The organism is Neobacillus sp. OS1-2 (assembly GCF_030915505.1).
Classification (GTDB): Bacteria; Bacillota; Bacilli; order Bacillales; family Cytobacillaceae; genus Neobacillus.
In genome coordinates this window covers 1447381-1461068 of the sequence record NZ_CP133265.1, presented here as the reverse complement: position 1 = coordinate 1461068, position 13688 = coordinate 1447381, and the positions used below count along the sequence as shown (strand labels likewise).

13 protein-coding genes are annotated in these 13688 nt (G+C 42.5%); 6 read left to right on the top strand and 7 right to left on the bottom strand.

The window, feature by feature from the left end; translation table 11 throughout:
- Positions 1-3: 3 nt before the first annotated feature.
- Positions 4-888, bottom strand: a complete 885-nt coding sequence (locus tag RCG19_RS07175; RefSeq protein ID WP_308110265.1) for a branched-chain amino acid ABC transporter permease — start codon at positions 886-888, stop codon at positions 4-6.
- A gap of 137 nt (positions 889-1025) precedes the next feature.
- Positions 1026-2183 carry an ABC transporter substrate-binding protein gene (locus RCG19_RS07170; protein WP_308110264.1) on the bottom strand — a complete coding sequence of 386 codons (1158 nt, stop codon included), beginning with the start codon at positions 2181-2183 and terminating at the stop codon, positions 1026-1028.
- Between the two features lie 219 nt (positions 2184-2402).
- On the opposite strand from RCG19_RS07170, the gene RCG19_RS07165 reads away from it, so the two are divergent.
- Genes RCG19_RS07165 through RCG19_RS07155 form a run of 3 tightly spaced genes read left to right on the top strand, consistent with a single transcriptional unit; the run spans position 2403 to position 5279 of the window.
- Positions 2403-3119, top strand: coding sequence for a (Fe-S)-binding protein (locus RCG19_RS07165; protein WP_308110263.1), 717 nt, complete (start codon positions 2403-2405; stop codon positions 3117-3119).
- A gap of 16 nt (positions 3120-3135) precedes the next feature.
- Positions 3136-4563: a LutB/LldF family L-lactate oxidation iron-sulfur protein gene (locus tag RCG19_RS07160; RefSeq protein WP_308110261.1), complete on the top strand. Its 1428-nt coding sequence runs from the start codon at positions 3136-3138 to the stop codon at positions 4561-4563.
- The gene (locus tag RCG19_RS07155) at positions 4560-5279 is read left to right on the top strand and encodes a LutC/YkgG family protein (protein ID WP_308110259.1); all 720 of its coding nucleotides are present in this window, start codon (positions 4560-4562) and stop codon (positions 5277-5279) included. The genes RCG19_RS07160 and RCG19_RS07155 overlap by 4 nt, the downstream gene beginning before the upstream one ends.
- 544 nt (positions 5280-5823) lie before the next feature.
- Here RCG19_RS07155 and RCG19_RS07150 read toward each other — a convergent pair.
- The 4 genes from RCG19_RS07150 to RCG19_RS07135 form a co-directional block, all read right to left on the bottom strand.
- Positions 5824-7302, bottom strand: a complete 1479-nt coding sequence (locus RCG19_RS07150) for a SulP family inorganic anion transporter (RefSeq protein WP_308110947.1) — start codon at positions 7300-7302, stop codon at positions 5824-5826.
- A 221-nt stretch (positions 7303-7523) separates the two neighbouring features.
- The gene (locus tag RCG19_RS07145) at positions 7524-7667 is read right to left on the bottom strand and encodes a YvrJ family protein (RefSeq protein ID WP_088090000.1); all 144 of its coding nucleotides are present in this window, start codon (positions 7665-7667) and stop codon (positions 7524-7526) included.
- Positions 7668-7733: 66 nt separating this feature from the next.
- Positions 7734-7952, bottom strand: coding sequence for a DUF2922 domain-containing protein (locus RCG19_RS07140; protein WP_308110258.1), 219 nt, complete (start codon positions 7950-7952; stop codon positions 7734-7736).
- 102 nt (positions 7953-8054) lie between these two features.
- Positions 8055-8273 carry a DUF1659 domain-containing protein gene (locus tag RCG19_RS07135; RefSeq protein WP_166244136.1) on the bottom strand — a complete coding sequence of 73 codons (219 nt, stop codon included), beginning with the start codon at positions 8271-8273 and terminating at the stop codon, positions 8055-8057.
- A 281-nt stretch (positions 8274-8554) separates the two neighbouring features.
- Between RCG19_RS07135 and RCG19_RS07130 the strand changes: the two genes are divergently transcribed.
- From RCG19_RS07130 to RCG19_RS07120, 3 genes are all read left to right on the top strand, one after another.
- Positions 8555-9625, top strand: a complete 1071-nt coding sequence (locus RCG19_RS07130; protein WP_308110256.1) for a hypothetical protein — start codon at positions 8555-8557, stop codon at positions 9623-9625.
- A 15-nt stretch (positions 9626-9640) separates the two neighbouring features.
- Positions 9641-10465, top strand: a complete 825-nt coding sequence (locus RCG19_RS07125) for a coiled-coil domain-containing protein (protein ID WP_308110255.1) — start codon at positions 9641-9643, stop codon at positions 10463-10465.
- 389 nt (positions 10466-10854) lie between these two features.
- Positions 10855-11769: a glycoside hydrolase domain-containing protein gene (locus tag RCG19_RS07120; RefSeq protein ID WP_308110254.1), complete on the top strand. Its 915-nt coding sequence runs from the start codon at positions 10855-10857 to the stop codon at positions 11767-11769.
- A 126-nt stretch (positions 11770-11895) separates the two neighbouring features.
- On the opposite strand, the gene RCG19_RS07115 is transcribed toward RCG19_RS07120, so the two are convergent.
- A complete protein-coding gene (locus RCG19_RS07115; protein WP_308110253.1) occupies positions 11896-13590 on the bottom strand; it encodes a ribulokinase in 1695 nt (564 codons plus the stop codon).
- Positions 13591-13688 lie beyond the last annotated feature (98 nt).

Here is a 13688-nt window from a genome sequence, read left to right as displayed (position 1 = left end):
TCATCACGGCCTTCCCTCTGATGTCTTTTGGCCAAATAATCCCTGCGGCTGTACTAAAAGGATCACGATGATTGCGAGGAAGGCAATAGCATCTCGATAACCCGAATCTCCATAGGCAACCATGAGTGTTTCCGCTAAACCAAGAATTAATCCTCCTGCCATTGCGCCTTTCACACTGCCCATTCCGCCCAAGATGATAATGGCAAGCCCCTTTAGTCCGATGGATAAGCCCATCTGCGGATTCACCGAGTTAAATGCCATTCCAACCAGAATGCCAGCAATTCCACCCATAGCGGAGGCCATCACAACGGTTAAGGTAATGATCTGTTTTGTATTGACACCAAGGATACTGGCAGTATCTAAGTTCTCCGCAGTCGCACGGAGCGCTTTCCCCGCCCTTGTTTTGGATAGCCAATAGGAAAGAGCCATCATTAACACCACTGAAATCACAAAAATCACGATTTGCACTACGTATATGGTGATGGAACCGATTGTAAAATGAACTTCGGCAAAAGCATTTTTAAAAGGGTGGTTTCCGGCACCGAATAAATGGTGTGATAGATTTTCTAGAAAAATCGATACCCCGATGGTGCTGATTAATGGGGCAAGATGGGAGACACCCTTTTTGCCGCGCAGCGGTCTTAATGCAAATTGCTCAAGCAGGTACCCTAGAACAGCCGTGACAATGATGGCAGCAAGAAATGCCATCCAAATGGGTAAGCCCAATGTACCTGTTACCACGACGCCGATAAAAGCGCCGATCATAAAGATTTCGCCATGTGCCATATTAATGATGCCCAAAACTCCAAAAACAAGTGTAAATCCAAGGGCAACGATGGCATAAATGCTTCCAAGTGTTATTCCGTTTATTAATTGCTCCAGCAGCAATTCATCTCACCCTTTAACTAAAAAGATTTTCCCGTCATGAGTTGCATGGGGACGGTTCTTCTATTTCCTGCCACATTAAGAACAGGTTAATGTAAGGAGGGCACTATTAAAGTGCCCTTCCATGTTCAGCCTATTTTTTATTCAAACAATTGGAATTTCCCATCTTTGATCATCAGAACGGTTGGTTCCATGACAACGTCACCATCTTTATCAAACGAGAAGTTACCAAGAATGCCAGGGAAGTCTTTAATTTCGGCAAGCGCATCGCGAAGTGCATCGCGGTCAGCTTCGCCGGCATTTTTTAATGCTTCCGCATAAATATATAGTGCATCGTAAGCTTGTGCAGCAAATTGGTCTGGCTTTTTCCCATATTCAGCATCAAATTTCTTTACAAAATCTTGTACTTTTTGATCTGGTTTGTCGGCAAACCATGGTGTCGCAACAATTAATCCATCGGCGGCTTGTCCGGCAATATCAATTACCTGCGGCGAGTTAAATCCATTTCCGCCTACGAACGGTACATCAAGTCCAGCTTTTCTTGCTTGATCCATGATAACCGCACCTTCATTGTATAATGCGGAACAAAGAATCAGATCTGGCTTAAGCCCTTTGATTTTGGTTAATTGGGCGTTGTAGTCTGACTGACCTTTTTGGAACGTTTCAATCGTTAAGATGTCAAGCCCCAAGTCTTCTGCCGCTTTTTTCATCGTATCAAATCCGGATTTTGTGAACACATCATCGTTCCCATAAAGGATGGCGACTTTCTTTGCACCATTTTTATCAACCGCTTTTTTGAGTGCTGCCGGAATAGCCAGTGCTTCTGGTAAAGAGTTTCTGAAAACATAATCACCAATCTGTGGAATTCCTTCAGCTGTTGTGGACGTACCCATAATTGGAATACCGTTCATATCTGCTTCAGGACCTACAACGTTCATTTCTGTACTTAAAGTTGGCCCGATTAACCCAACAATGTCATCATCACTCATTACCTTTTGAGCGGCAGATAAGGCTTGCTCTTGTTTACCAGCTGAGTCTTCAATCACAAGGTCGATTTTGACATCGCCTTTTGCATTAATTTCCTTCTGAGCCAGTTTCAAACCGTTGGTAATCGCTTCACCATAAGCCGCACCAGGGCCGGTAATATAGGAGATTACGCCAAGTTTCGCACTGACCGTATCTCCTTTAGCCGAATTGGTCTTACTTGTTTTCTCAGAACTATTGCCGCTGCATGCCGTTAAAGCCAAAAGCAATAGAACAGCTATTAATAGAAATCCTTTATTAAGATACCTTTTCATTTCTATCTCCCCCTTTTTAGAAAATTCTATATTATCTATTAAATAATAATATTCAAATAATGTAAACATCTTTCGACAGCAACTATATATTTGTTGTTAATTATCGGAATTTTCTTTATACTATCAAGATATAAGTTATCATTTCGAAAATAATTTAGGGCAAGCGTTCTAGTGGCACCCGCGTTTTTTCTTAGTAAATGAAAATGGAGTTGAATGAATATGAAAGTAGCCCTTTTTGCCACCTGCTTAGTGGATATGTTCCGTACAGATGTTGGGAAGTCTACGGTTGAATTATTGGAATATCTCGGCTGTGAGGTGGAATTTCCGAAGGGACAAATTTGCTGCGGACAACCAGCCTATAATTCTGGTTATGTGAAAGACTCAAGAGAGGCAATGAAGCATATGATAGAAGTCTTTGAGGATGCTGAATATATTGTCAGTCCTTCGGGTTCTTGTGCCTATATGTTTAAAAAATACCCGGATGTATTTCAAGGAGATCCAATCTGGGAACCCCGAGCAAAAAGGATCGCTGATAAGACCTATGAACTCACGCAATTTATCGTTGATGTCCTTCAAGTAGAGGATGTCGGTGCTACTTTTGAAGGGAATGTAACCTATCATATGTCATGCCATATGACACGTTTGCTTGGCGTGAAAAGCGCTCCACTGACCCTTCTATCGAATGTGCGCGGCTTAAATTACACGCAATTACCAAATAACGACACTTGCTGCGGCTTTGGCGGGACCTTTTCTGTAAAAATGGAACAGATTTCTGAACAAATGGTTGATGAAAAGGTTCAGCATATCATGGAAACAGGCGCAGATTATTTAATAGGAGCGGATGAAGGCTGCCTTATGAATATTCGCGGACGGGCAGAACGCGTAGGTGCGAAAGTGGAAGTTCTACATATTGCTGAAGTCTTAAATAATCGTTAGATGGAGGTAGAATAATATGCCAATGAAGGTAGGCAGTGAGCCATTTAAGAGCCGTGTTGATGAAGGCATACAAAATACCTTCATGCGCGGAGCTGTATCAGGTGCACAGGACCGTTTAGAAGTTAATAGATTAAAAGCTGTAGATGAATTGGGCGACTGGGAAACATGGCGCCTACTTGGAGAGCAGATCCGCCAGCATGTTCTTGAAAATCTTGATTACTATCTGACACAGCTGAGCGACAATGTTGCCAAGCTTGGGGGCAACGTGTACTTTGCTTCAACTGCTGAAGAAGCGCGTGACTATATACTTAGTGTAGCTAAGCAAAAAGGTGCTAAAAAGATAGTCAAGTCAAAGTCGATGGTAACAGAGGAGATTGATCTCAACCATCATTTATTGGCAAACGGCCTCGACGTGGTGGAAACCGATTTAGGAGAATATATTTTACAGCTTGATAACGATCTTCCCTCACATATTGTCGCACCTGCATTGCATCGCAATAAAGAACAAGTGCAGGAAAGCTTTCACCATCATCATGGCTATGAAGGTTCATCGCGTCCCGAGGATTTGACAAAGCATGCTCGTAAAATGCTGCGGAACGATTATTTAACAGCTGATATCGGCATTACAGGGTGCAATTTTGCCGTTGCCGAAACGGGATCCGTGTGTATCGTAACAAATGAAGGGAATGCGGATCTTTCAACCTCTCTTCCGCCAACACAAATTACCGTGATGGGCATGGAGCGTCTCGTACCGACCTTTGAGGAGCTAGAAGTGCTTGTTAACATGCTGACAAGAAGTGCTGTCGGACAAAAATTGCCTAGCTACGTTACCGTGCTAAGCGGTCCTCGTCATGAGGATGAAATCGATGGCCCCGAGGAATTTCATTTAGTTATTGTTGATAATGGGCGCTCTGAAATAGTAGGGACAGAGTTTCAATCGATTTTACAATGTATCCGCTGTGGTGCTTGTGCTAATGTTTGTCCTGTATACCGCCATGTGGGCGGCCACTCCTACGGATCGATTTATTCTGGCCCGGTCGGAGCGGTGCTTTCTCCACTGCTTGGAGGGTATGATGACTATAAAGAATTGCCTTTCGCATCAACACTTTGTGGAGCATGTACCGACGTCTGTCCGGTGAAAATTCCGCTGCATGAATTGCTACATCAACATCGTCAGGTCATTGTTGAAAAAGAAGGCCGCACTCCATTATCCGAACGCTTCCTCATGTCCATTTTTGGAATGGGTTCTTCTTCATCCGGCCTTTATAACATGGGCTCAAAAATAGCTTCAAAGGCATTAAAGCCCATTATTAAAGACAGCCATTTTTCCAAAGGAGTAGGCCCGCTGAAAAATTGGATGGAAGCACGCGAGTTCCCTGCACCAAATAAAGAGCGTTTCCGCGACTGGTTTGAAAACAGATCAAAGGGAGGAAACGGATCATGACAGGTCAAATTCAAAATCGCCAAGCATTTATAGAAAAAATTTCACAGAAGCTGAGGCGCAGTGCAGTGCCTTCCGCTATCGAACGGCCACAGTGGGCATACACGCCGCAGTATAATGTATTGAGGGATAAAACCCAGGACGAACTGCTCGAAGTTCTGCAGGAGCAATGTAAATTGATCAATACAACCTGTAGGGTCACCCCGCTCGCTGAACTGCAAGAAGCTGTCTATGAGACGATTCAATCATATGGCGGCGGTCCGGTCATCGCCTGGCAGGATGAGCGCGTTCAACAGTACGGATTATCCGACCTTTTCACTGAACGTCTGCCAAAAGAGCAGGTAGCTGTCCACATCTGGGATCCGGCAATGGGCCATGAAAACATCTCGGTTGCTGAAAGGGCTACTATCGGAATCACCATTGCAGAGCAGACACTTGCTGAATCAGGAACAGCTGTCCTTTTAAGCGATAAAAATCACGGCCGTACCGTAAGCTTTTTGCCGGAGAAATCCATTATTTTAATACCAAAGAGCACCATTGTACCAAGGATGACACAGGCGGCTGTTGATCTTCGCAAACGCATTTTGCAAGGTGAAAAGGTACCATCGTGCATAAACTTTATATCTGGGCCAAGCAACTCAGCTGATATTGAAATGATCCTGGTCGTTGGTGTACACGGCCCAATGCGCATGACATATATTGTTATTGATGATTTGTGAGAGGACGGCTCTAGAAGGAGAATCGGGTTCAGTCCCTCGGCACGCACGTAAATGCTTTAGTCCACGAGGGACTAACCCCATTAACTCGTCGCTTTTGGCCAAGTGTGACATAATCGCCAAAGTTTCCAGCTTGATGAAGAACAAATCTAGTGGATTGTAAAAAAGATTAGTCCTTCATGGGCATGGTGAAGGACTAATCTAGTGGATTGCAAAAGGGATTAGTCCATCATCGCCTTGATGAAGGACTAATCTAGTAGATTGCAAAAGAGATAAGTCCATCATCGGCTACATGAAGTCCAAATCTAGTGGATGTCAAAAGAGAATAGTCCATCATCGGCAACATGAGGAACTAATCTAGTAGATGGCAAAAAAGATTAGTCCATCATCGGCAACATGAAGGACAAATCTAGCGGATTGTAACAAAGATTAGTCCATCATCGTTTTGGATAAAGGATGGTACTTTACACTTTTCTCCCATGACAAACATTCTTATTTTTTGGATTCAAAAAAACACGCTGATCTCATTCAGCGTGTTTCTTCCATTCTAGAAGCTTGAAACCTTTTCAAGGTCATCGGAATTTTTATGAACGGTAAGTCTTTCAAGCAGTTTCATGCTATCCTGATTGACCCCTATAAGATTCACCTTTACTTCATTTTGCTGGTATTTCATGACCACTTTATCGATCGCACCGATGGCAGAGTCGTCCCAAAGGTGGGCGTGGGTTAAATCAATTTCAATTTCGGTTACGTCTTCTTTAAAATTAAAGTGGTTGACAAAGTCTGTAACTGAAGCAAAGAAAAGCTGCCCTGATACTTGATAAATTTTTCTATGTGACCCTTTTGGGGATAACGTTTTAAACGTGACTTTTGAAATCTTTGAGGCAAAGAAAATAGCACTCAGGATAACTCCGCAAACCACTCCAATTGAGAGATTATCTGTTGCCACGACCGTAATGACGGTAACGATCATCACCACCGTATCCGATTTCGGCATAACGGTCACTTTTTTCAATGATGACCAATCAAACGTTCCAATGCAAACCATAAACATGACTGCTACTAATGCAGCCATCGGTATTCGGACAAGAACATTATTTAAAGAAACAATCAGAATCATTAAAAATACCGCAGCCCAAAAGGTCGAAAGTCTTCCACGGCCACCTGATTTCACATTGATCCCAGATTGCCCAATCATGGCACAACCGGCCATTCCGCCAAAAAATCCGGAAACGATGTTGGCGATCCCCTGACCCCGTGCTTCTTTGTTTTTATCACTCGTGGTATCTGTCAGATCATCGACAATTTGCGCGGTTAACAGCGACTCAATTAATCCAACCACAGCGATGCCAAGTGAATAAGGAAAGACGATACGCAGTGTTTCGAGTGTAAATGGCACGTGAGGGAGCCAAAACGTAGGCAATGCTTGTTTCAATTGCCCTAAATCGCCGACCGTATTGACGTGCGCACCCGTTACTACCGCAATGATGGTAATGACAATAATTGCGACCAGTGGCGAAGGAACAGCTTTTGTGATTCGTGGAAACAGATAAATAATCGCTAATCCTCCTGCGACCATGGTGTACATGACCCAGGTTTGGCCTTTAAAATGGGTTAATTGTGCCATAAAAATTAAAATAGCTAATGAATTGACAAAACCAACCATGACCGAACGAGGAATGAATTTCATCAAACGAGCTACCTTCAGTGATCCGAAGATCATTTGAATCAACCCTGTTAAGATGGTAGCCGCTAATAAATATTCTAGTCCGTGGCCCTTCACTAAACCGCCCATTAATAGGGCTGTTGCTCCGGTAGCGGCAGAAATCATCGCAGGTCTGCCGCCCACAAAGGCAATTACAAGGGCAATGCAAAACGACGCATATAAGCCGACCATCGGATTTACGCCCGCAATGATGGAAAAAGCAATCGCTTCTGGAATCAGGGCAAGGGCTACAACTGTACCTGAAAGAATGTCACCCTTTATATTCCCAAACCATTCATATTTAATTGTCACTACATTCAACAATAAAACACCTCTTCTATTATTATTTTTGACTTTCAACTCTCTTGAAAGCCGGGCCGTTGATAACATATGAAAGTATATATGAATGTGACAATTTTGTGAAGAGGTGGATTTTTCCGGAGGGTTCTAGATTTCAACTAGTAAATGCTTGGTTTAAGAGGAAAGCGGAATAGCAAAATGCAGGAAACCAGTTGAGTTGATTCCAGCTGGTTTCCTGCACTTTATATTCTCTCCCTCATCCGCTCGGGAAGAGTCTGAATCGACTGGACCACTAAATCAAGCTTTGCTTCAATTCGGTAAAGCAGATAGAGGGTCACAACAATCGGGAATCCTACCTGGCTAATGATTGGAATGAGCTGTTCCACTTTTCCCGCCTCCTTCCCTGACTCTTAAAAAGAGGCCGGCTTCATTGGAATCCGACCTCTCCGTTATTAAGTAAGCTCGTAATCTGTTACATTGCGTTCGATCACTCGTGCTCCTTTTGCAGCAACGAATCTGCCGCTAGCGGTTGTGAACACATCAGATGTAATGATTTGAGCCATCGATAATTTGACAACTTCCTCATCAATGGGTTCTTTTGGACTATCGACCGAAATACGTGCCGTCTTCCCAAACTCCGTACTAAATTCCAACTCCAACGTCTTTGCCATTTCATTCACCTCCTCTCGGTTATGTTTCCACTACTGTACTAGTAGCAATGGTGACAGGCACCATTTCCACTACGTCACTAGTAGAATAGGTGTCAGGCACCACTAGCCAATGATCTCGGAGCTGTCGTTGCGTTCGATTTTGTTTAGCTGGTCGTTGCATAGTCCTGCGATTGCTTGTGCTGCCTGCGATAGTTGATCTGCGGTTGCTGCTTTTGTGACGTTGCTAAACGTCTTTGCTTTGAGGATCGGCTTACCTTCGTCATCGATGCCGGCCTCAAACACCAAGCGAAGCTTCGTGCCTTCTAATAATGCTTGTGCCATTGTCTCTCACCACCTTTCACCTTTTATATAGATAGAAGTCGGCAGAAAGGACGGGGTGGAGAAAAATAATATAAATAGATTCGTAGGAATGCTGCTTGAAATAGTGCATTTAACATATTTGGCAAAAGAACTCTTATCGTAAGCCCATAAAAGTGTTAAAATATTTGGTATATATTATCGAATTCTGCCAAAAGAAGGTAACGCTATATGTCGAATAGACTCATTACAAATGAATCGTCTGCAGATTTTGTGCGGAGAAATGCAGGAGTTGGCCTTTAGATATGAATCTATCCCTTACTAATTTTCATAACCGTCGATTTGAATGGGTTTTTCAAGCGAAGACGGAGTTTATTCAGCGCTTTGCAGGTAAAGCAGAGTCCTCCACCATAATAAAGGAAATTTTGCAAACAGAGCTGGAAAGTCCCGAAGTGAATGAGTTGTCTGTCAATCGTCTAACGATAGTGTATAAAGAGGCAGACGAGGCAAGGAAACTAGAGCTTGAGCAGTATAAAGAAAGAATGAAACAGCAGGATGAATTAATCACAAATCAACAGCTTTTACTAGATCGTGAAGTGGAAGAGGCTGAAGCGCATTACAACCAGATTAGCAAGAATATCGAGGTCTATGAGGCTTTTTTGAAAAAGGTCGAATTAAAAAATATGGACCATGACTATATCAGTGATTTGGTCAATGACATCATCGAATATACACCCCATCATAGAAAAGCGAGTGTCATAAATGATGATGTGTTACGATTGCAGGAAATGGTGGCAAGTGAGCTGGAGAATAAGTTTAGAAGAATCAAGCAGGAAGCGGGTACTTTAAAAATTGGGATCAGTAATCTATTAGAAATTCCCTATTTACCTCCGATTCCAAGGGTGGAGCAGAAAATTGACGCCTTTTGGCTAAAAAGCACCTATGAAAAAACAATATTGGAGATACGCGCTATTGCCTATGAATGGGTGACGGAAATGTATCATAACTATAATCTTCTACTTACCCCTATTTTTAAGGCAGCCTTTGAGCAAAAGGACCATTTTTTCCAAGAGGCGGAGGCATTGAAGCTTGTTACTACCGAAAAGATAAGACGACTGGAAAGAGATATAGCAAACTACCAAAAGGAAAAAGCCGAGCTTGATGCCCGCTATCAGAATGTTCATCAATTATGGAATCAGGACCGTGAGCATGCATTACAGCTGCAAGGCTGTTTAATCAAGTATTGGCTGACGTATAAGGAAGAGTTACAGCGTCACTTCCACTATGGGAATGCTGAAGAACGATGGCTTGCGGCAAAATACTTGCAGCTACTAAGGCAAGACGGTGAGAAACTTATCAAATCGTTACATGAATGAGGAGGGCGGCAAAAGATGGGTACCACACAATCACCAACAAAAACGGAATACGATAAAGCAATGGATGAATTAAAGAAGTTAAACGATGATCTTTTTTACGATGACTTTAAGGAGAAAATCAAACTGTTAGAGGATCATCTCCTACAGCTAACCATGAATAGTACCTCTGATTTTAAAAAGGAAGCAGAATCTGTCGTTGAACAGGCTAATATCTTGGTCCGGCAAATGGAAACGCAAAAACAAGAAATTCGCGAGCTAATGGAAGCGGTTGAGAGCAGTAACAAGGAATTATTGGATCATGCTGTTGCCTCCATTGAATCTGTTTCTACGCATGTAACAGAATTTACTCAGAAGATATCGGATTCAGATGAAAGAAATAGACAATTTTTAGAGCAAAACGAAGCCTTTGTTACCCTTGCAAGAGGACAGATTGCACAAACCGAGGAAAAATTAGCTGCCCATATGGTGGCCTTTCAACAAACGGAACGCCACTTGGAGCAGCTGAGAACCTCGTATGAAGGCATGTTTCAAAAACATTCCGAGTCTATCAAAAGTATTATGGTGGTACGGGAAGAAGCGTTTATCGAAAAAGTCGAGCGGCAGTTTGAAGAGTGGTCTGCCAAACAAATGGAGCAGGGGGAGGATCTGCAAAGACAAGTGGATGCTTTGATTAAGGCACAAAGCAAACAAAGCGTTGAAATGCTGGAAGCTATCTCGAATAAGATGGCTAGCAGGGAAGACGTAGCTAGTAGTGAAAAAAGAAATGCCCTTAAAATGAATGTTCTTCTGTCGGTTGTTGTGATTGAAGCTATTTTAATAGGGATTGGATTTTTTATGTAGAATATCGTTTTACTAGGTGCGAGTCCTCTGGGATTCGTACCTTTTGTTTTTGGCTATGTTGATTTCACTGTGTTTGAAAAATAGACGGAAGAATTCCGTTTAAATTGAAAAATACCCCTATTTCCTTAAAAATAAAGGAGGATTTTCCGGTTATATTGTTCAAATCGTTGGATTTTGTCTTATCTAGAGCAGTTAATCGGAATCTCTCCGCTTATATCTGCCTCCTAAGCTGCCTCTACACACATTAGCCGGAAATTCTTCGCCTATGGATACTCGTACCCGCACGAAAATCAACAATGAATAAACAGTCCGCCGCTGCCTGCCCACACGCCCATATGACAAGTAGAATACCTTGTTAAAAAGATTGTCATATGGAGGGAATAGATGATATGAAAAAACGCAAATGGTTTTGGAATGTTGTTTTAGGTACCATCATTTTGGTTCTCCCATTGCTTCTTGTTTTCTTCAACCATCAGACACCCCGGAATACTGCTCATCCACCGCAATCAACACAAGAAAATTCAACCACTCATGGGGAACAGAGCCAAGAAACCTCAGCTAACGCAGCTGATACAAGTACACAAGAGGAGCCGCCACAAACAGACTCGGGGGATCAAGGAGAGCAGCCTCAAGAAAAACCAGCTCCCGAAGAAAAGCCAACTATTGTTTGGGGGATAGACACTGCTTCGAAAATAGACCAAGCCTTTTTACAGTGTGTAAAGGATAATTATGGAGAACCAGCTGTGATCGGGAGGTATTTGGAAACCAAAGAAGGCATATCAATGGGTTTAACTAAAGAGGAAGCCACTTTACTTCATGAGCAAGGGGCCCAGATCTTACCGATTTTCAACCATTTCACAGACGCAACCGGTTATGAAAATGGGGCTGCGGAGGCCAAGGAAGCCGTTTCCTATGCTCAAAAAATAGGAATTCCTGAAGGAGTTGCACTCTTTGCAGATATCGAACCAAAATATCCGGTCGATGAGGCCTTTATTCGCGGATGGGTGGAAGCTCTAATGGAATCGCCTTATAAGCCGGGTATTTATGGGGTTCTCACACCTGAAAGTAAGTTGTCCGCTGCCTATCAATCGGCAGTTTCAAAAAATAAACAGGTTCAAGATCAAACCATTCTTTGGAGCAGTAATCCAGACCCTGGTGTCACACCAAAGGATCAGGCACCAGCTTACGCGCCAGGCGCACCTGAAAATGTGAATATTTCCATCTGGCAATATGGAATTGATGGGAAAACGTGTAATATTGACACCAACCTTATCCAGTCTTCAGTTTTGGAATCGTTGTGGTAAGGGCCCAGTCCCGCTGCATAGTCAGTGGGACTGGAATCGTTCATTAGGATAATCTGCGATCCTGTGACCTGTTCTGCCAATATAAAGTAGGGAATATGAGGCAGGTTTCAACTCTTTTATAGGCTTTTAATGAGACGAATCCTGAAATGCAGCAGGAGAACTGCTTCTGTGCTTTCCAAGTGTTTTCATCAATTGGAGATGCTGTATTCCGAAATAATTGTGCATTTTTTCATAGTAGGTAAAGATAGTTTGATAAAGTGAAGCGCCTTCCTTAGTTGGATAATATGTCTTTTCGATTGGCTGAGCCATATATTGGATTGCGTGTTGTATGTTGTTATAGCCACCATTTTCAGTGCCTGCTGCAACAGCTCCTAAAATTGCGGCACCAATAGCCGGGGCATGATCTGATTGGGAAACCTTAATCGGTTTATTTAGAATGTCCGCATAAATCTGCATTAATAGAGCATTCCGATTAGGTAATCCCCCGGAGGCTACGACTTCATTAATCTCCATACCCCATTTTTGATAGGTGTTCATAATGATTTTCGCACCAAATGCTGTACTTTCTAGATAGGCACGATAGATCTCTTCGGGCTTTGAATGAATGGTTAATCCAATCAAAACACCTGATAAATTAGAATCAGATAATATGGAGCGATTACCGTTATGCCAATCAAGTGCAAGCATCCCATTCTCTCCAGGTGATAGGGCGCTTGCCTTTTCCTCTAATAGATCAAATACAGAGATACCTAACCTTTCTGCCTCAAGATTATAGATTTGGGGAATGTGCCCGTTGACATATGAACCGAATAAATCACCGACAGCAGATTGCCCAGCTTCATATGCATACAATCCGGGGATAATGGCATCTTTGACGACACCAGAAATTCCGGGTATTTCTTTGAGTTCTGGATGAAGCATAAGGTGGCAAGTAGAAGTTCCCATAACCATTAGCATGGTATTTGGTTGAGATACTCCGGTTCCCAAAAGGGCCGAATGGGCATCAATAATACCAGTTGCAATTGGCAATCCGATGGGAAGTGATAGCTTATCGGCCCAAGGCTTTGTCAGGGAGCCGGCACATGTTCCGATATTTTTAACCTGCCCCTGTAATTTTTCAAGGAGTGTTGAACCGAATTTGCTATCAAGTTGGTGAAAAAACTCTTCAGGAAATCCCTCTAATTCATTCCAAAATGCTTTGAAACCTAAGGAACAATTATTTCTAGTGATGGTTGAAGTAAGGATGGAGACAATCCAATCCGATGCTTCCATAAAGTATGCGGTATTGGTAAATACGTCAGGGGCATTTTCGAAAACCTCTAAAATTTTCGGGATGGCCCATTCTTCGGAAACGTTATATCCTAATCTCCTTAACCATTTCTCTTTTCGTTGTGTTGCCAGGTGGACGATTTTCTCTGTTTGAGGCTTCGTGTGATGATGTTTCCAAAGTTTTACCCAGGCATGATGGGAATGCAGAAACGCTGGATCAAAGCATAACGGTGTTAATTCATAATCTACAGGTACAAGTGTAGATGAAGTAAAATCAACACCTAGACCGATGATTTGCTTTGGATTGATTTGAGCTTTTGTAATAGCGGAAGGAACTCCTTCTTCTAACACATCAAGATAGTCTTGTGGGTGCTGAAGTGCACTTCCTTTTGGAATCTGATTTGAATAAAAGGGTAAGGTTTCGGTTATAACATTATGACGATAGGGAACAATCTGTGTTGCCTTTATTTCTCCTGTATTAACATCTACGATAACAACTCTTCCTGATTCCGTGCCGTAATCAATACCGATTGAATAGTGTGAATCTCCCACTTACAAATGCACCTCCTTAAGTAAAGGCATTTTCAATGTTCTTTTTTTCTAGTTTAACAAGAGTGAGCAATAATGAGCAATATATTTTTAGAAAATTT

Coding starts and splice junctions, on each gene's coding strand:
- RCG19_RS07140 (WP_308110258.1), bottom strand. CDS start 7,952: ATGGCAAAGACGTTGGAGTTGGAATTTAGTACGGAGTTTGGGAAGACG.
- RCG19_RS07160 (WP_308110261.1), top strand. CDS start 3,136: ATGCCAATGAAGGTAGGCAGTGAGCCATTTAAGAGCCGTGTTGATGAA.
- RCG19_RS07165 (WP_308110263.1), top strand. CDS start 2,403: ATGAAAGTAGCCCTTTTTGCCACCTGCTTAGTGGATATGTTCCGTACA.
- RCG19_RS07170 (WP_308110264.1), bottom strand. CDS start 2,183: ATGAAAAGGTATCTTAATAAAGGATTTCTATTAATAGCTGTTCTATTG.
- RCG19_RS07135 (WP_166244136.1), bottom strand. CDS start 8,273: ATGGCACAAGCATTATTAGAAGGCACGAAGCTTCGCTTGGTGTTTGAG.
- RCG19_RS07125 (WP_308110255.1), top strand. CDS start 9,641: ATGGGTACCACACAATCACCAACAAAAACGGAATACGATAAAGCAATG.
- RCG19_RS07130 (WP_308110256.1), top strand. CDS start 8,555: ATGAATCTATCCCTTACTAATTTTCATAACCGTCGATTTGAATGGGTT.
- RCG19_RS07120 (WP_308110254.1), top strand. CDS start 10,855: ATGAAAAAACGCAAATGGTTTTGGAATGTTGTTTTAGGTACCATCATT.
- RCG19_RS07155 (WP_308110259.1), top strand. CDS start 4,560: ATGACAGGTCAAATTCAAAATCGCCAAGCATTTATAGAAAAAATTTCA.